Origin of the sequence: Kocuria sp., assembly GCF_030530945.1 — a bacterium.
Classification (GTDB): Bacteria; Actinomycetota; Actinomycetes; order Actinomycetales; family Micrococcaceae; genus Kocuria.
This window is the reverse complement of sequence record NZ_JAUMTZ010000009.1, coordinates 41971-59833: the sequence shown is the minus strand read 5'-3', so window position 1 is coordinate 59833 and position 17863 is coordinate 41971. Positions and strand designations below refer to the sequence as shown.

13 protein-coding genes are annotated in these 17863 nt (G+C 71.8%); 7 read left to right on the top strand and 6 right to left on the bottom strand.

What is annotated here, in order from left to right; all coding sequences use genetic code 11:
* Positions 1–59: 59 nt before the first annotated feature.
* The 4 genes from Q4A22_RS09010 (at position 60) to Q4A22_RS08995 (ending at position 5436) form a co-directional block, all read left to right on the top strand.
* Positions 60–1223 carry a hypothetical protein gene (locus Q4A22_RS09010; RefSeq protein ID WP_303178751.1) on the top strand — a complete coding sequence of 388 codons (1164 nt, stop codon included), beginning with the start codon at positions 60–62 and terminating at the stop codon, positions 1221–1223.
* 18 nt (positions 1224–1241) lie between these two features.
* On the top strand, positions 1242–1886 hold the full coding sequence (locus Q4A22_RS09005) for a nucleoside triphosphate pyrophosphatase (protein ID WP_303178748.1): 645 nt from the start codon (positions 1242–1244) through the stop codon (positions 1884–1886).
* A 97-nt stretch (positions 1887–1983) separates the two neighbouring features.
* Entirely contained in the window at positions 1984–3789 is a 1806-nt protein-coding gene (locus tag Q4A22_RS09000; RefSeq protein WP_303178745.1) for a biotin carboxylase N-terminal domain-containing protein, read from the top strand.
* A 237-nt stretch (positions 3790–4026) separates the two neighbouring features.
* Positions 4027–5436: an MFS transporter gene (locus Q4A22_RS08995; protein ID WP_303178743.1), complete on the top strand. Its 1410-nt coding sequence runs from the start codon at positions 4027–4029 to the stop codon at positions 5434–5436.
* A 101-nt stretch (positions 5437–5537) separates the two neighbouring features.
* Here Q4A22_RS08995 and Q4A22_RS08990 read toward each other — a convergent pair whose 3' ends face one another.
* On the bottom strand, positions 5538–6962 hold the full coding sequence (locus tag Q4A22_RS08990; protein WP_303178798.1) for an NAD(P)H-quinone dehydrogenase: 1425 nt from the start codon (positions 6960–6962) through the stop codon (positions 5538–5540).
* Positions 6963–7035: 73 nt separating this feature from the next.
* On the opposite strand from Q4A22_RS08990, the gene Q4A22_RS08985 reads away from it, so the two are divergent.
* Both Q4A22_RS08985 and Q4A22_RS08980 read left to right on the top strand, forming a co-directional pair.
* Positions 7036–7851, top strand: a complete 816-nt coding sequence (locus Q4A22_RS08985) for a purine-nucleoside phosphorylase (RefSeq protein WP_303178740.1) — start codon at positions 7036–7038, stop codon at positions 7849–7851.
* 136 nt (positions 7852–7987) lie between these two features.
* Entirely contained in the window at positions 7988–8422 is a 435-nt protein-coding gene (locus Q4A22_RS08980; RefSeq protein ID WP_303178737.1) for a hypothetical protein, read from the top strand.
* Between the two features lie 184 nt (positions 8423–8606).
* Here the strand turns inward: Q4A22_RS08980 and Q4A22_RS08975 are convergent, their stop codons facing one another.
* The 4 genes from Q4A22_RS08975 to mfd form a co-directional block, all read right to left on the bottom strand.
* Positions 8607–8786, bottom strand: coding sequence for a hypothetical protein (locus tag Q4A22_RS08975; RefSeq protein WP_303178735.1), 180 nt, complete (start codon positions 8784–8786; stop codon positions 8607–8609).
* Between the two features lie 836 nt (positions 8787–9622).
* Complete coding sequence (locus Q4A22_RS08970; RefSeq protein ID WP_303178732.1) at positions 9623–11098, bottom strand: sugar nucleotide-binding protein; 1476 nt, start codon at positions 11096–11098, stop codon at positions 9623–9625.
* Positions 11095–12093 (bottom strand): dTDP-glucose 4,6-dehydratase, encoded by a 999-nt coding sequence (rfbB, locus tag Q4A22_RS08965; protein ID WP_303178730.1) that lies wholly within the window; start codon positions 12091–12093, stop codon positions 11095–11097. The genes Q4A22_RS08970 and rfbB overlap by 4 nt, the downstream gene beginning before the upstream one ends.
* Before the next feature lie 196 nt (positions 12094–12289).
* A complete protein-coding gene (gene mfd / locus Q4A22_RS08960) occupies positions 12290–16081 on the bottom strand; it encodes a transcription-repair coupling factor (protein ID WP_303178728.1) in 3792 nt (1263 codons plus the stop codon).
* Between the two features lie 173 nt (positions 16082–16254).
* On the opposite strand from mfd, the gene Q4A22_RS08955 reads away from it, so the two are divergent.
* On the top strand, positions 16255–17094 hold the full coding sequence (locus Q4A22_RS08955) for a uroporphyrinogen-III synthase (protein ID WP_303178727.1): 840 nt from the start codon (positions 16255–16257) through the stop codon (positions 17092–17094).
* On the opposite strand, the gene Q4A22_RS08950 is transcribed toward Q4A22_RS08955, so the two are convergent.
* A complete protein-coding gene (locus Q4A22_RS08950) occupies positions 17067–17834 on the bottom strand; it encodes a sirohydrochlorin chelatase (RefSeq protein WP_303178724.1) in 768 nt (255 codons plus the stop codon). The two genes, Q4A22_RS08955 and Q4A22_RS08950, sit on opposite strands and share 28 nt — an antisense overlap.
* Positions 17835–17863: the final 29 nt, after the last annotated feature.

The following is a 17863-nucleotide window of genomic DNA, read 5'->3' as shown; positions in this document are numbered from 1 at the left end:
AGTTGCCGCCACGACCAGTCCCAGCCGCATCGGGCAGGTGCATGGGGTTGAATGCAGGTGTGCACACAGCCCCCCACGTCGCCTTCTCCTCGCACTCGCCCTCCCTGCCCCTCACCGTGATGGCCGCCCCCGTGACGGTGGCGCTGCCGGAGGTCCTGCACCCCCACGAGCGGCTCGTGCGCCGTGCGTGGTCCCGCTGCCTGGCGCTCCCGGGCCTCCCTGCGTCGCACGGTTCCGAGGGGCTCACCACCGCCGCCCGCGCGGCCCTCGACGCCCTCACCACCTCCGTGACCCTGCGGGGCATCGAGCGGCACCGGGGCGAGGCACTGATGTTCCACGCGGCCGGCCTGGCACACCCGGCCACGGGCGCCACGGTGGTGCTCGTGGCGGCGTCGGGCACCGGGAAGACCACCGCCGCGACCCGGCTGGGCCGGGAGCTGGAGTACGTCAGCGACGAGACGGTGTGCGTGGACCCGCAGAGCCTCGCGATCGCGCCGTACCCCAAGCCGCTGTCCGTGGTGACGCGCCCCGGTGAGCCCAAGGCGCAGGTGGGTCCGGACGAGCTGGGCCTGCTGCCCGTCACGCAACGGCCCCGCATGCATGCGCTGCTCACCCTGGAGCGCTCGCCCGCCACCACCGTCCCGCACGTCACCGAGCCGCTGCCCCTGGTCGAGGCCCTGGCCGCGCTCGTCCCGAACCTCTCCGCACTGCCCTCCCTGCCGGACCCGCTGCGCACGCTGGTGCGCGTGGTGGACGCGTGCGGCGGGGTGCGGGCGGTGCGCTACCGCGAGATCGACGACGTCGCCGCGCGGCTCGTGGACCTCGCGGCGGCCCCCGCGGTCCCCACGGTGCGCACCGGCACGTGGACCCACTGGGAACCGACGCCCGCGGAGCACGCCGAGCCCTTCGTGCCCCCGGTCCACGTGCGCCCCGACGAGCTGCCGGACACCCTGGTGCCCGGGCCGTGGGTGCAGGCACTGGAGAACCCCGAGGACCCCTCCCAGCTCCTCCTGCTGCTGCCCGAGAGCCTCGTGGTGCTGGCGGGGATCGCCCCCGCGCTGTGGGGGGTGTGCCGCGAGCGCGGCGCCCGATCGCCGCGCGAGCTCACCCGGGCGCTGGTGGCGCTGTGCGGGCCGGTCCCGGACGCCGAGCGGCTGACCCGCGAGTGCGCCGCCCACCTGCTGGGCCTGGGGGTGCTGCGCCCCGGGCCGGGCAGGACGTGAGCGCCTAGAGTGAGGGGCGTGGAACCTCCCCTGATACTCGCGTCCCGGTCCCCCGCACGGGCGGGCCTCCTGCGCTCGGCCGGCATCCCGTTCGACACCGTGGTCTCCCACGTGGACGAGGACGCCCTGGTGGCCGCCCAGGGGCCCCTGTCCCCGCGGGACACCGCGCTGGTCCTGGCCCGTGCCAAGGCGGAGGCCGTGGCGCAGCTGCCCGGCAGCGCGGGGCGGCTCGTGGTGGGCTGCGACTCCGTCTTCGAGCTGGACGGGGAGGCCCTGGGCAAGCCGCACGATCCCGCGGTGGCGGTGGAGCGCCTCACGGCCATGAGCGGGCGCACGGGCACGCTGCACACCGGCCACTGGCTCGTGGACGCACGCCGGGAACCCGCCACCGGGCAGGGTGTGCTGCGCTCCGCGGACGTCCACTTCGCACCCATGACCGCCACCGAGATCCGCGACTACGTGGCCACCGGGGAGCCCCTGGAGGTTGCCGGCTCGTTCACCCTCGATGGCCACGGCGCGGTGTTCGTCCGCGGTGTGACCGGGGAGCCCAGCACGGTGATCGGCCTCAGCCTCTCCGCCCTGCGGGAGCTGCTGGGCGCCGCCGGGGTGGGCCTGACCTCCTGGTGGGAGGCCACCGCACACGGCGGTCCCGAGGATTTGTAGGACTCCCACAGCCACACCCGCCGCGGGGCGCCCGGCTTAGGCGTTCACCCGGGCGGGGCACTAACCTTTCGGCAGAGAGTCGACAAGGAGTTCTTACGTGACCACCACCCCAGTGCAGTCAGACACCGCCGCACCCCGTCCCGTCACCAAGGTCCTGGTGGCCAACCGGGGGGAGATCGCTGTGCGCGTGATCCGCGCCGCACGGGACGAGGGCATCGCGTCCGTGGCCGTGTACGCGGACCCGGACCGGGACGCCCTGCACGTGCGCATGGCGGACGAGGCCTACTCCCTGGGCGGGACCACCGCCGCGGACTCCTACCTGCGCATCGACAAGGTGCTCGACGCCGCCCGCCGCTCCGGCGCGGACTCCGTGCACCCCGGCTACGGCTTCCTGTCCGAGAACGCGGAGTTCGCCGCGGCCGTGATCGCCGCCGGGCTCACCTGGATCGGTCCCCCGCCCGCGGCCATCGCCCAGCTCGGTGACAAGGTGGCGGCCCGCCACATCGCGGAACGCGTGGACGCACCCCAGGTCCCCGGCACCGCGGACCCGGTGAGCTCCGCACAGGAGGTCCTGGACTTCGCGGACCAGTACGGGCTGCCCATCGCCATCAAGGCGGCGTTCGGCGGCGGCGGGCGCGGCATCAAGGTGGTGCGCGAGCGCGAGGCCATCCCGGAGCTCTACGAGTCCGCCGTGCGCGAGGCCACCGCGGCGTTCGGTCGCGGCGAGTGCTTCGTGGAGCGCTTCCTGGATGCGCCCCGCCACGTGGAGACCCAGTGCCTCGCGGACCGCTTCGGCAACGTGGTGGTGGTCTCCACGCGGGACTGCTCCCTGCAGCGGCGCAACCAGAAGCTCGTGGAGGAGGCCCCCGCGCCGTTCCTCACCGAGGAGCAGAACCACCGGCTGTACGAGTCCTCCAAGGCGATCCTGCGAGAGGCCGCGTACCAGGGCGCCGGCACGTGCGAGTTCCTGGTGGGCCAGGACGGCACCATCTCCTTCCTGGAGGTCAACACCCGGCTGCAGGTGGAGCACCCCGTCTCGGAGGAGGTCTCCGGCCTGGACCTGGTCCGCGAGCAGTTCCGCATCGCCCGCGGCGAGGCCCTGGGCTACGACGACCCGCAGATCCACGGCCACAGCTTCGAGTTCCGCATCAACGGCGAGGACGCCGGGCGCAACTTCATGCCCTCCCCCGGAACCCTCACCACGTTCACCATGCCCTCGGGCCCCGGCGTGCGCGTGGACTCCGGCGTGGAGGCCGGCGAGACCGTGGGCGGCAGCTTCGACTCCATGCTGGCCAAGCTCGTGGTCACCGGAGCCACCCGCACGCAGGCCCTGGAGCGCTCCCGCCGGGCCCTGCAGGAGATGACCGTCGAGGGCATGCCCACCGTGGTCCCGTTCCACCGCGCCGTGGTCTCGGACCCCGCGTTCGCCACCCCGGACGACACCCCGTTCACCGTGCACACCCGGTGGATCGAGACCGAGTTCGACAACCGGATCGAACCGTTCTCCGCCGCCCCCGAGCCCGCCGGGGACGAGCCCGAGCGGCAGAGCGTGGTGGTGGAGGTGGGCGGCAAGCGCCTCGAGGTGGTGCTGCCCCAGCTCGCGGGGGCGGCCCGTCCGGCCGCCGCGGCCACCAAGCCCCGCAAGCAGCGCTCCGCGCGCGGCGGCTCCGCGGCACGCGGCGCCTCCGGGGACTCCCTGACCTCTCCCATGCAGGGCACCATCGTGAAGATCGCCGCCGCGAACGGGGACCACGTCTCCGAGGGCGACCTGGTCGTCGTGCTCGAGGCCATGAAGATGGAGCAGCCCCTGACCGCCCACAAGTCCGGTGTCCTGCAGGGCCTGGACGTCTCCGAGGGGGACACCGTCTCCGCGGGCACCGTGCTGGCGAGCATCACCTCCTGAGCCCTCGCCCCCACTCCCCTCACCGCGGACGCCGTAGACGCTGAGGACACCGCAGGGCGCCCAGAGGCCCCGGAGCACCGACCCCGGTCGGAAGGCTCCGGGGCCTCTGCCGTGCCGTGGGCGCCCCGTTCTCGGGGCGTCACGGTGTCTCACGAAATGAGACGGGAAGTTCACCATGTGGTCAGACCCCTCCTATCGTTGAGAAGTTCTCTTATCCGTCGTCCTGTGAGGTGCACCATGTCCACGCCCGCATCCGCCGCGGAAGCCGCTCCGCCCGCGGCAGTCCCCCGCGTCCCCCGGAGCCGGGTGATTCTGGCATCCCTGGTGGGCACGACGATCGAGTTCTACGACTTCTACGTCTACGCCACCGCTGCCGTGGCCGTGTTCCCCGCCCTGTTCTTCACGGGCAACGACGACACCGCCAAGCTGCTGGCCTCCATGGCCACGTTCGCCGCGGCGTTCTTCGGCCGGCCCATCGGCTCCGTGATCTTCGGCCACTACGGTGACCGGATCGGGCGCAAGGCCACCCTGATCGGCGCCCTGCTCACCATGGGCATCGCCACGTTCCTGATCGGCGTGCTCCCCACGTACTACCAGATCGGAATCTGGGCTCCGCTGGTCCTCACCCTCCTGCGCTTCTGCCAGGGCGTGGGCCTGGGCGGCGAGTGGTCCGGGGCGTCCCTGCTGGCCACCGAGTACGCGGAGGAGGGCAAGCGGGCACGCGCGGCCATGTGGCCGCAGCTGGGTGCCCCGTTCGGGTTCATCCTGGCCAACGGCTTCTTCCTGCTGCTCACGGTGCTCATGCAGTTCGGCACCGCGGGCCAGGGCCTCGGCACAGACCACCCCTTCCTGGTGTGGGGCTGGCGGATCCCGTTCCTGGCCTCCGTGGTGATCGTGCTCCTGGGCCTGTGGGTGCGCGTGAAGCTCGAGGAGACCCCGGTCTTCAAGCAGGCCGAGCAGCGCGGCGAGAAGGTCCAGGCACCGGTGCTCGCCGTGTTCAAAACCTCGTGGGTGCAGATCGTCCAGGGCACGTTCATCATGCTGGCCACCTACGTGCTCTTCTACCTGATGACCGCGTGGGTGCTCTCCTACGGCATCGGCAAGCCCGCCGCCGGCGGTCTGGGCATCCAGTACCGCACGTTCCTGGTGCTGCAGCTGCTCGCCGTCCTGCTGTTCGCCGCCATGGTCCCGGTCTCCGGGTGGCTCGCGGACCGCTTCGGGCGCCGCTCCTCGCAACTGGTGATCACCGCGGCGATCCTGGTCTTCGGTCTCGCATTCGGCCTCATCATGGACCCCGCGCTCGTGGGCACGGGTGAGAGCGCCTCCCTGGTCCGGGTGCTGGTCTTCCTCACCGTGGGCATGACGCTCATGGGCCTGACCTTCGGCTCGATGTCCGCGATCCTGCCCGAGCTGTTCCCCACCAACGTGCGCTACACCGGCTCCGGGATCGCCTACAACGTGGCGTCCATCCTGGGCGCGGCCATCACCCCGTTCATCGCCGTGAAACTCAATGCGAGCTTCGGCGTGGGCTCGGTGGGCCTGTACCTGTCCTTCGCCGCCGTCATCACGCTCGTGGCCCTGTGGTTCTCCCCCGAGACCCGCCACGTGGACATGCACACCGTGGGCTCCCGCCCGCTCGCGGACTGAGCCGGTCCCGCCCGCGCACGACGACGCCGCGGTGACCTCCCGTGCGGAGGGTCACCGCGGCGTCGTCGTGCCCGCGGCCCGCAGGCCGGGGCGCCCGCCGGTCAGCGGTGCACGTGCAGCCGGCGCGCGGCCTCCGCGATGGTGCCGGAGAGGGAGGGGTACACGGCGAAGGTGTCCGAGAGGTCGTCCACGCCCAGGCGGTGGGTGACCGCGAGCGCGATCGGGAAGATCAGCTCGGAGGCCCGCGGGCCCACCACCACGCCGCCCATCACGGTGCCGCTGCCGCGGCGGGCGAAGATCTTCACGAAGCCGTCCTCCACGGCCATCATCTTGGCGCGGGGGTTGGTGGAGAGGTCCATGGTCATCCCGGTGAACATGGTGGGGTCCGCCTCCACGTCCGCCTGGCTGATGCCCACGGAGGCGATCTCCGGGGAGGTGAAGATGTTCGAGGCCACCTCGTCCGTGCGCAGCGGGTGCACGGTGTCACCCAGGATGTGGGCCACGGCGATGCGGCCCTGCATGGCGGCCACGGACGCCAGCGGGAGCACGCCCGTGCAGTCACCGGCGGCGTAGATGCCGGGCGCGGTGGTGCGCGAGACGGTGTCCACGCGGATGTGGCCGCTCTCGCTCATGGCCACACCGGCCTCCTCGAGACCCATGTCCGCGGTGTTGGGGATGGAGCCCACGGCCAGCAGGCAGTGCGAGCCGCGGATCTTGCGGCCGTCCGAGAGGGTGACGCGCACGCCGTCGCCGGTGTTCTCCACGGCGTCCGCGCGGGAGCGGGAGAGCACCCGCAGGCCGCGGCGCTCGAACACGTTCTCCAGCACCCGGGCCGCGTCCGAGTCCGAGCCCGGCAGCACCTGGTCGCGCGAGGAGATCAGGGTGACGTCCGAGCCCAGGCCGTTGTACGCGGAGGCGAACTCCGCGCCGGTGACGCCGGAGCCCACCACGATCAGCTTCTCGGGGATCTCGGTGAGCTGGTAGATCTGCTTCCAGTTGAAGATCCGCTCACCGTCCGGCTTGGCGGTCTCCAGCTCGCGCGGGTGCGCGCCCACGGCCAGGAGCACCACGTCCGCCGCGAGCTCGTAGGGCTCGTCGTCGGAGGGCTCCACGACCACCGTGTGGCGGTCCACCAGCCGCCCCCGGCCCGGCACCACGCGGACACCCACGCGCTCCAGGCCGCGCTTGATGTCCCGGGACTGTGTGGCGGCCAGGCGCAGCAGCCGCACGTTGACGGTGTCCAGGTCCACGCGGAGGTTGTTCAGCTCCTCGGTGGCGTCGAGGTCGTCACCCACGTGCACGCCCAGGTCGTGGGCGGACGCGAAGCGGTTCATGGTGTCCGCGGAGGCGATGAGCGTCTTGGACGGGACCACGTCCGTGAGCACGGCGGACCCGCCCATGCCCTGCTCCTCCACCACGGTGACGTCCGCCCCGAGCGACGCCGCCACGAGAGCGGCCTCGTAGCCACCGGGGCCGCCGCCGATGATCACGAGCTTCTGGTCCGCGAATTCCCTCTGCACAGTCATGTCAGCCATGCGGCCCAGCTTAGCCGGGCGCACCCACACGCAGCGCTCGCGCGAGCTGTCCTACAGTGGGGCCATGACCACCACGGCAGAGACCACGGACCCCTTCGAGACGGCCCGCCGCGCCGCGGACACCCTGCGCGAGCGCACCGGGGTGGCGGAGCACCGGATCGCCCTGACACTGGGCTCCGGCTGGGGCGGGGCCGCGGACCTGCTCGGCGAGACCGTGGCCGAGGTCCCCGCCCAGGAGATCCCCGGGTTCTCCCGTCCCGCTCTGGAGGGCCACGGCGGCACGCTGCGCTCCCTGCGGCTCGCGGACGGCACCCACGCCCTGGTGATCGGGGCGCGCACCCACTTCTACGAGGGCAAGGGTGTGCGGGCGGTTGCCCACGGGGTGCGCACCGCCGCGGCGGCCGGGGCACGGACCATGATCCTCACCAACGGCTGCGGCGGACTGAACCCGGAGTGGGGCCCCGGCACCCCGGTGCTGATCGGCGACCACCTCAACCTCACCGCCCGCTCCCCCCTGGAGGGCGCCACGTTCGTGGACCTCACGGACCTCTACTCCCAGCGGCTGCGGGACGTGGCACGCGCGGTGGACCCCTCCCTGGACGAGGGCGTCTACGCCCAGTTCCCCGGTCCCCACTACGAGACCCCCGCCGAGGTGCGGATGGCCAGGGTGCTGGGGGCGGACCTCGTGGGCATGTCCACCGCACTGGAGGCGATCGCCGCGCGGCACGCGGGGCTGGAGGTCCTGGGGATGTCCCTGGTGACCAACCTCGCGGCCGGGATCGGCGGGGAGCCCCTCTCCCACCAGGAGGTGCTGGAGGCCGGCCGCGCCGCCGGCCCGCGCATCTCCCGGCTGCTCGCGGAGATCGTGGCCCGCCTGTGAACCGCACCTGCACCGGGTCCGTCGCGCGGGCCGCACGACGGTCCGACGACGGAATGTCACCAAGTGCCGGTGCAACCCACTAGACTGGCACCACGACAGTACTGGGCCCGCCACGGCGGTCTGAAAGGGTGAACTCATGGTCAGAAGAGCAGAAGCCGAGACGCACGCGAGCCGTCAGCACTCCGCCGGACACACCGCGGAGGACGGCAGCCACGCCGCGCGGGGCGAGCACACCAGCCGCAGCGCGCACCAGTCGCACGGCCGCCGGATGCCCCAGTACTCGGGCGAGGGCCAGGTCGTGCAGAACGCCATCCTCTTCGGCGGCGGTCTGATCACCATCCTGGTGAGCCTCTGGCTGTTCAGCTCCTACCCCGAGAACTGGTTGTGGATCTTCCTCGGCATCCTGGCCTACGGTCTGGCCCTGATGGTCCCCACCCTGTTCCTCAACGGCAGCACCGCCACGCACTCCACCGGTGGCACGGAGACCACCCTGGACCTGCCGCGTGACGCCTCCCAGATGGCGCAGCGCGCCGTGGGCTCGGGCGAGCAGAAGCAGGACCGCGCCGTCTGACCCGCACCCCACTCCTCGAAGAGCCCCGCTCCGTCCCCGTGACGGGCGGGGCTCTCGCGCATCTGGCCGACGGGTAATGGCCTGGATTCTCATCTCACGCCGAAACATGGTTCTTATATGCAAGCCGCAGGGGGTCGCCCTCACATTCCCGTACGCGACGGCGGCCTGCTCATGAGCCGCACATCTAGTTCTTTGAACTCCGGTAAATATGCACCAGCGCCGGGGTGACGCCGATGATGAACAGCGCCGGAACTGATAGCTGGACCCAGGTGGGCGTGGCTCCTCCGCCCAGGACAAGCCCAAGGGCGAACGCAGCCACCAGGGGGAAGATGAAGACAAGTTTCGGCGGTTTTTTTGATTCCATCTCTTTTAGTTCTCCTTGCCTCGGTAAGGGAGGGGCCTTGTTCGCCGCACTCAGCGTCAGCAACAACATCGCGGGGAACACATCTCTTTGCTCCGTCGTTGCGTCTCCCAAGGGGTGCGTCTTCTATCCCCCTGACGTTCTGGATTGATCAATTCCCGCCACCAGAGTTTGCACCTGTGCAGCCAAAGTTATGATCCCGCGCATTTAGCATGCATTTCCTACAAATGCCGTGCTTTACGGCAAGTTCAGGAAACGACATGCAAGTTGAAGTAGATCATGAATGGTGCGCCGATCACAATAACAGCACAAATTCCTATCTGATATTTCAGAGAATTTAACCCCATAAATTTTCCACCGTTCTTCTGATGCTCTTTTGGCAGCCCACCCTTCTTCAGAGCAATAGTATTTCGCACAATAACGAATACGGAGAAAATTATGAGGGCTGCAAGAAAAACAATATTTAAGGATTTCAATTTTGATCCCTCAGGAATGGTCGCGGAATGAAGGCTTCATCCCCGTACGAATCTCAGCCTTCGGTGCAGACGGCGGAGTCATGTCCGGCCAGCGGGTCGTTCTCCAGGCGCGCGGTCGTCCCGGCTGCTCGAACATGGGGAGCCTCCCATCAATGGAAATAGCAGTGACCCGAGAGTAGCCCCCACCTGCCTCGAAAACATGAAAATCGATGATATGCATCACTCCGAGATGCCATGTTGCGGCATTTTCGTACCGAGGTGGGGCGGCCTTACACCCGGAGCTTTTGCGCACACTCCATCAGTGGCTCTTGCCTGGACGACCAACGACCGCAGACCCCTCGCAAAGATTTTCTCGTCCGGGAACTACTTCGGCTCTTCCCCCGAAGCGCCAGTGGGGCGTGGCCCCTCGAGCACCGCGACCGCCTCGCGGGCCACTGTGCGACTGTCCCGCGGGGTGAATCCCGCATCCAGGACCGCGGAGATGTCCAGCACGCTGTTCACCGGCCGCGGCGCACCCCAGTCCTGTCCTCCCCCGTACTCGTCGGTGCTCACCGGGGCGACCCGGTCCGGGTCGTAGCCGAGGTCCTCGAAGACCCATCGGGCCACGTCCGCCCACGTGCACGGCTCTCCCGAGCCCGTGAGCTGGTAGGTCCCGTACGGGGCGCCGGAGTCGATCAGGTGCAGCGCTCCCGCCGCGAGGTCCGAGGCTGCGGTGAGTCTCCCGTGCTGGTCGTCCACCACCCGCGGGTCCATGTCTCGAGCGGCCAGCTTCGCCATGGTCGCCACGAAGTTCTTCCCCTGGCCGACCACCCAGCTGGTGCGCAGCAGGTAGTGCCGGGGGCACGCCCGCACCGCGGTCTCCCCGGCGGCCTTCGACTGCCCGTACACGGACAGCGGCGCCACGGGATCCCCCGGGGCGTAGCAGGAGCCGAGCGGCAGGGCGCCGTCGAACACGTAGTCGGTGGAGTAGTGGACCAGGGTGGTCCCGGCACGGGCGCAGGCCGCGGCGAGCGCTCCCACCCCGGTGGCGTTCGCGGCCCACGCGGTGGCGCGACCCCTGGGGGTCTCGGCGTCGTCGACAGCCGTGAAGGCGGCCGCGTTGACCACCGCGCGGTAGCGGCGCAGGGCATCCCCCGAACGGATCTCCCCGGGCCAGGAGGCCGGGTCCGCGAGGTCCAGCTCCGTGCGCGTCCACGCGGTGAACGGCACGCCCCGCTTCGAGAGCAGGGCGGTCAGCGCGAGGCCCACCTGGCCGTGGGCACCCAGCACGAGGACCGGCGCGGGGGCCAGCGGGGCGACGTCGGCGAGCGCGGGGTGCGCACGGTCCTTGGCGGAGAGCTCGGCCTGAGTGAGCGGAACGGGCCACTCGATGCCCAGCTGCGGGGCCCCGAGGTTCACGAAGGAGTACTCCGCCACGGCGTCCGCGGACCAGTGGTCCGTGACCAGGTAGGTGTAGGCGGTGGCGTCCTCCAGCGTCTGGAAGGCGTTGCCCACGCCGCGCGGCACGAACACCGCGGTGCCGGGCGTGACCTCGTGTGTGACCACGGTGCCGAAGCCCGGCCCCTCCCGCAGGTCCACCCAGGCCCCGAAGATCCGGCCGGTGGCCACGGAGACGTACTTGTCCCACGGCTCGGCGTGGATCCCGCGCGTGGTGCCGCGGGAGCCGTTGAACGAGATGTTGTTCTGCACGAAGGAGACATCCGGCAGACCCGCGGCCACGGCCTTGGCACGCTGCCAGTTCTCCTTGAACCACCCGCGGGCGTCCCCGTGGACCGGCAGGTCCACCAGCAGCAGCCCGTCGATCGCGGTGGTCCGCACGGTGACGTCCTGAGCGCTCACTGTCCCGTCCTCTCGTAGGCCGCCTCGGTGGCGGCCTTGACCGGTTCCCACCAGTCGCGGTGCTCGGTGTACCAGGTGATCGTGTCCGCCAGACCGGCGGTGAAGTCCGTGAATTGCGGCTGCCAGCCGAGCTCCGCGCGGGTGCGGGAGCCGTCGATCGCGTAGCGGCGGTCGTGCCCGGCACGGTCCGTCACGTGGTCGAAGGCGTCCTCGGGCTCGCCCATGAGCCGCAGGATCTCCCGCAGCACGGTGAGGTTGTCCCGCTCCCCATCCGCGCCCACCAGGTACGTGCGCCCGGGCTCCCCGGCCTCCAGGATGCGCATCACCGCGGCCGAGTGGTCCGCCACGTGGATCCAGTCCCGCACGTTCGCCCCCGCGCCGTACAGCCGGGGCCGCTGCCCCGTGAGCACGTTGGTGATCTGGCGCGGGATGAACTTCTCCACGTGCTGGAACGGGCCGTAGTTGTTCGAGCAGTTGGACAGCGTCACCTCCAGCCCGAACGAACGCGCCCAGGCGCGCACCAGGTGGTCCGACGCCGCCTTGGTGGCCGAGTACGGACTGGACGGCCGGTAGGGGGTCTCCGCCGTGAAGCGCTGGGGATCGTCCAGGGCCAGGTCCCCGAAGACCTCGTCCGTGGACACGTGGTGGAACCGGGTCCCGTGGCGCCGTGCAGCCTCCAGAAGCGTGTAGGTGCCCACCACGTTGGTGCGCAGGAACGGCTCGGGGTCCCGCAGGGAGTTGTCGTTGTGGGACTCAGCGGCGAAGTGCACCACGGCGTCCGCCGCACCCATGAGGTCGCCGACAACGCCCGCGTCCGCCACGTCCCCTACCACCAGTTCACAGCGGACCGGGTCCGCCTCAGCCAGATTGGCGCGGTTGCCCGCGTAGGTGAGGGCGTCCAGCACCGTGACGGTGTGCTCCGTGTGCGCCAGGACGTGGTGCACGAAGTTGGCGCCGATGAACCCGGCGCCGCCGGTCACGAGGAGGTGTCCCATGATTGTTCATCCTACGGGCACATGGTGGCCCACAATCGACGCACGCCCCGGGACCGGGACGGGGCCCGCGCCGGGCAGGGCCCCATGCCGAGGCGGGCGCGCGCCGGAACCGGATGGGCACCGCACCGGGGAGACCCGCCCGCCGGGGTGACCCCCGTTCGGGGCGGACCTCCCGTGACCGGGGTGCCCGGACCGCTCAGCCCCGCGCGGCGGCGTCGCCCGTTGTGGCCGGGGCGGCGCCCGCCCCGGCCGCACCGGCGGTCTCCGGGACAGGGAAGACCGCGTCCAGCACCTCGCGGGTCCAGGCGAGGATGTCCCCGTCCACGAGGTCCTTGCCGCCGATGCGCGCCGTCTTGGGCTTGGGCACCAGGGCCATGCGGACGTCCGTGCCCGGCACCGGCCGCAGCTGCGCCCCCGGGTACATGCGCGTCAGGCGCATCTCGCGGGACTCGGTGAGCTCGGCGGGTGCGAAGCGGATCATGTTCCCCTGCGTGGCCACGTCCGTGAGCCCGGCCGCGCGCGCCCGGATCCGCAGCCGCGCCACGTCCAGCAGGTTCTGCACCGGGGTGGGCATGGGGCCGTAGCGGTCCGTGAGCTCCTCCCCGGCCTCCGCGACGGCCTCCTCCGTGGCGGCGTTCGCGATGGTGCGGTAGGCCTCCAGGCGCAGCCGCTCGCCGGGGACGTAGTCGTGGGGCAGGTGGGCGTTGACCGGCAGCTCGATCTTCATCTCCGCCGGGCCGGTCTCCTGGTCCCCGCGGTACTCGGCCACGGCCTCCCCCACCAGGCGCAGGTACATGTCGAAGCCCACCCCGGCGATGTGCCCGGACTGCTCACCGCCCAGCAGGTTGCCCGCGCCGCGGATCTCGAGGTCCTTCATGGCCAGCTGCATGCCGGAGCCCAGCTCGTTGTGCGCGGCCACGGCCTTGAGCCGCTCCAGGGCGGTCTCGCTGAGCGGCTTCTCCGCGGGGTACAAGAAGTACGCGTACGCGCGCTCCCGCCCGCGGCCCACGCGCCCGCGCAGCTGGTGCAGCTGGGAGAGCCCGTAGCGGTCCGCGTGGTCCACGATCAGCGTGTTGGCGTTCGCGATGTCCAGGCCGGTCTCCACGATGGTGGTGCAGATCAGCACGTCGAACTTGCGCTCCCAGAAGTCCACGATGATCTGCTCCAGCCGGGACTCGCCCATCTGCCCGTGGGCCACGGCGATCCGCGCCTCAGGGACGAGCTGCGCGAGCTCCTTGGCGCGGGCCTCGATGGTGGAGACCCGGTTGTGGATGAAGAACACCTGGCCCTCGCGCATGAGCTCGCGGCGCACGGCGGCGGAGACCTGCTTGTCCGTGTAGGGCCCCACGTAGGTGAGCACGGGGTGGCGCTCCTCCGGCGGGGTGGCCAGCGTGGAGGTCTCCCGGATGCCCGTCATGGACATCTCCAGGGTGCGCGGGATCGGGGTGGCGGACATGGCCAGCACGTCCACGTCCGTGCGCATGGCCTTGAGCTTCTCCTTGTGCTCCACGCCGAAGCGCTGCTCCTCGTCGATGATCACCAGACCCAGGTTCTTGAACTGCATCTCCTTGCCGAGCAGCCGGTGGGTGCCGATCACCACGTCCACCGCGCCCGTGCGCAGCCCCTCCATGGTGGCCTTGGACTCCTTGGCGCTCTGGAAGCGGGAGAGCGTGGCCAGGCGCACGGGGAAGCCGGAGAAGCGCTCCGCGAAGGTCTCCGTGTGCTGCTGCGCGAGCAGGGTGGTGGGCACGAGCACCGCCACTTGCTTGCCGTCCTGCACGGCCTTGAACGCGGCGCGCACCGCCACCTCGGTCTTGCCGTAGCCCACGTCCCCGGAGATCAGCCGGTCCATGGGGATGGGCCGCTCCATGTCCGCCTTGACCTCGTCGATGGTGGTGAGCTGGTCCGGGGTCTCGATGTACGGGAACGCCTGCTCCAGCTCCCGCTGCCACGGGGTGTCCGGGCCGAAGGCGTGGCCCTTGGACGCCATGCGGGCGGAGTACAGCCGGATCAGCTCGTTGGCGATCTCCTTGACGGCCTTCTTGGCGCTGCGCTTGGTCTTGTTCCAGTCCGCACCGCCCATCTTGGACAGCGACGGCGCCTCCCCGCCCACGTACGAGCTCACCTGGTCGAGCTGGTCCGTGGGCACGAACAGCCGGTCCCGGGGCCCGTTGCGCTTGGAGGGCGCGTACTCCAGCACGAGGTACTCGCGCACGGGCTTGGGCTGGCCCGGGCGGATCATGGCCCCGGCGATGGGCCGCTGCACGAGCTCCACGAACTGTCCGATGCCGTGCTGCTCGTGGACCACGTAGTCGCCCTTCTGCAGGGACAGGGGGTCCACCTGGTTGCGCTTGCGCCGCTGCGGAAGCTTGCGCTCCGCGCGGGTGTCGTAGGTGGTGGAGCGGCCCAGCACGTCCGCCTCCGTGAGCAGCGCGGTGCGGGTGGCCTCCAGCACGAAGCCGCGGCCGGCGCGCGCGGTGGTCAGCTCCACCAGACCGGGCTGCGGCACCTCGGTGATCGTCTCGAACCGGGACGCGGGGACCTCGGCGCCCTGCAGCAGCTCCGTGAGCCGCTGCAGCGGCCCGGGCCCGTCCGTGACCAGCACGATCCGCCAGTCCTCGCGCGCCCGCTCCCCCAGGAAGGCCAGCACGGCGGGGACGTCCCCGGAGAACCGGGTGGGTTCGCGCGCGGTCACCGTGAGGGTGTCCGCGTCCGTGTCCGCGAGGCGGACCTCCTCGTCGGAGGTCTCGGCGTCCACCTGGGAGGCGGTCACGGCATTGACGTTCAGCCCGGTGACGGACCACCAGCCCACGGAGCGCTCCAGTGCGAGCTCCCGCACATCCGCCACGGTGTGGAAGGAGCCCGCGGCGAGGGTGCGTGAGGCGCCGTCGTCCGCGTCCAGGGCGGCGTCCAGGTCCAGGGGCGCGTCGCTGCCGCCGGAGGCGGAGTCCCACGCGGCCATGAGGAACTCCTCGTTGGTGGCCACGAGGTCGTGGGCGCGGGCCCGGACCTTCTCGGGCTCCAGCACCACGGTCATGGAGCCCTCCGGCAGCAGGGACACCACCTGGACCATCTCGTCCGCGAGCAGCGGGGCCAGGGACTCCATGCCCTCCACGTACTGGCCCCCAGCAATGCGCTCGAGCATCTCCCGTCCCCCGGGCAGCTGGTCCTTGAGCTTGGCGGCCCGGGACTGCACGGACGGCGTGATGAGCAGCTCGCGGCACGGCGGGGCCACGACCACCGAGGGGTGCTCGGCGGTGGTGAGGGTGCGCTGGTCCGCCACCGCGAACCACCGCATCCCGTCCAGCTCGTCCCCGAAGAACTCGGCACGCACGGGGTGCTCCGCCGTGGGCGGGAAGACGTCGATGATCCCGCCGCGCACGGCGAACTCCCCGCGGCGGGTGACCATGTCCACGCGCGAGTACGCGGCGCCCGCGAGGTCCGCCACGAGGCCCTGGAAGTCGTAGTCCTCCCCCGTCCGCAGGACCACCGGCTCCATCTGCCCGAGTCCCGCCACCACGGGCTGCAGCACGGAGCGCACGGGAGCCACGACCACGCGCAGCGGCTGCTCGGACGGGTCCCCGTGCTCCAGCCGGCGCAGCACGCTCAGCCGCTGCCCCACGGTGTCGGAGCGCGGTGACAGCCGCTCGTGGGGCAGGGTCTCCCAGGAGGGGAAGTTCGCGATCTGCTCCGCCGGGAGGTATGCGGCCAGCCCGGCCACCAGCTCCTCGGCCTCACGGCCCGTGGCGGTGACGGCCAGCAGGACGGGCCCGGCGGCGTCGTCCGCGCCGTCCCCGGCGGGCGACGCCGCACCGGCGCCGTCCGCGAGACCCGCGGCGATCTGCGCGAGCACGGGGGCGCGCAGCCCGTCCGTGGCGCTGATGATGGTCTCCGCCGAGCGCTCCGCGAGCGGGCGCCCCGCCTGGGTGCGGATGTTCGCGAAGCCGCGGTCCTCGGCGAGCGCGGTGAGCAGACCGGTCAGGGACATGGGTGGGAGGCTCCTGGGGAGTGGGGTGCGGGTTCCGTGGGCGCGGGGGCCGGGTCCGCCGCCCGCGTGCGCGGGGCGGACCGATCGGGCCCCAGCCTACTCGGGGCCTCGGACACCGCCTTGGACACGCTGCCGAGCGGCGGGCGGGGGCGCGGTGCTCCTACGCTGGGGGCATGAGCGCTCCGCAGAACCCCGTCCTGTCCGGCACCACCGTGGCCGTGACCGCCCACCGCCGCGCCACGGAGCAGGGGGGTGCGTTCGAGCGCCACGGGGCACGCGTGGTCTATGCCCCCGCGCTGAAGCTGACGCCCACGGACGAGGACGACGCCGTCCTGGCCGCCGCGCGCGAGACCGTCGCCGCCGCGCCGGGCACCGTGCTGGTCACCACGGGCTACGGGCTCACACGGTGGCTGTCGGTGGCCGAGGAGCACGGGCTGCGCGAGGAGCTGCTGGCCGCGCTGCGGGCGAGCACGGTGCTGGCCCGCGGCGCGAAGGCCAGGGGGCAGCTGCAGGCCCTGGAGATCCCGTGCGCGTACACGGGCTCCTCCGGGCGCACCGCGGAACTCGTGGACCGGGTGCTCGCCCAGCCCCCGGCACAGGGCCCGGTGACGGTGCAGGTGCACGGGACCACCGACGAGGAGCAGCTCGACCGGCTGCGCGCGGCGGGCCTGGAGCCCCGCGTGGTGGCCCCCTATCAGTGGGCCTCGGCGGACGAGGGCTCCCGCCTGGCCGGTCTGGTGGCGCAGATCGTGGCCGGGGACGTGGACTACGTGACCTTCACGGCGGCACCCGCCGTGGACGCCCTGTTCGACGCCGCCCGCTCGCGCGGTGCGTACGACGCCCTGCTCGCGGCGCTGCGGGACGGCCGGTGCACCCCCGTGGCCATCGGCCCGGTGTGCGTGCAACCCCTGGAGGAGGCGGGCGTCCACGGCGCGGTGGTCCCCGAGCGGTTCCGGCTCGGGGCCATGGTCCGGGCCGTGTGCGATCACGCCGCGGGCGGCGCCTGCCGGTAGTGCTCGGTCACGAGCTCCCCGAGCTCGGGCGGGACCTCCCCGGGATCCACCAGCAGGGGCTGGGCGACCACGTCCGCACCGGCGTCCAGGGTGCGGCCGTGGAAGAAACCCGGCGCCAGGAGGTACGGAGCGAGCAGGACCCGGCCGGCGGCGTCGTCCGCGGAGGGCTCGGGCAGACGCGCGATCTCCGTGCGCGCGGCGGCCACCGCCTGCGGCAGCGTGGGCTCGGCGGCGGAGAGGTAGGCGGTGCTCACGGGGTGGCCCAGCTCCGCCGCGAGCAGCCGCGCCACCGCCTCGCAGTCGCGGCCCGCGCGCGGGTCCGAGGATCCCGCAGAGACCATGACCACGCGGTCGCGCTCCCCCAGCTCCGGCGCGTCCGTGGCACGCAGTGCCTCCGTGAGCCGCCGGGCCAGGACCACCGCCAGCCGACGGTCGGGGCCCAGCGCGGCGGCCACGCGGTGGTCCGGAGAGGCCTTCACCGCGCGCGCCATGTCCACGAACACGTGGTACCCGGCGGAGAGCAGCAGCGGCACCACCACGGCGTCGCGCCCCGCGAGCTCGCGGGTGCGGGAGTCCAGGTCCGGCTCCTGGACGTCCACCCAGGTGTCCACCACGGTGGTGTCCGGCAGTGCGTCCCGCACGGCCGCCACGAGGGCCGCCACGGCACGCTGGCCGCGCGGGTCCCGCGTGCCGTGGGCGCACGCGAGCAGGACGGGTGAGGAGTCCTCGGAGGTGTTCACCCCTCCATTGTGGCCGCTGCCCGGTGTCC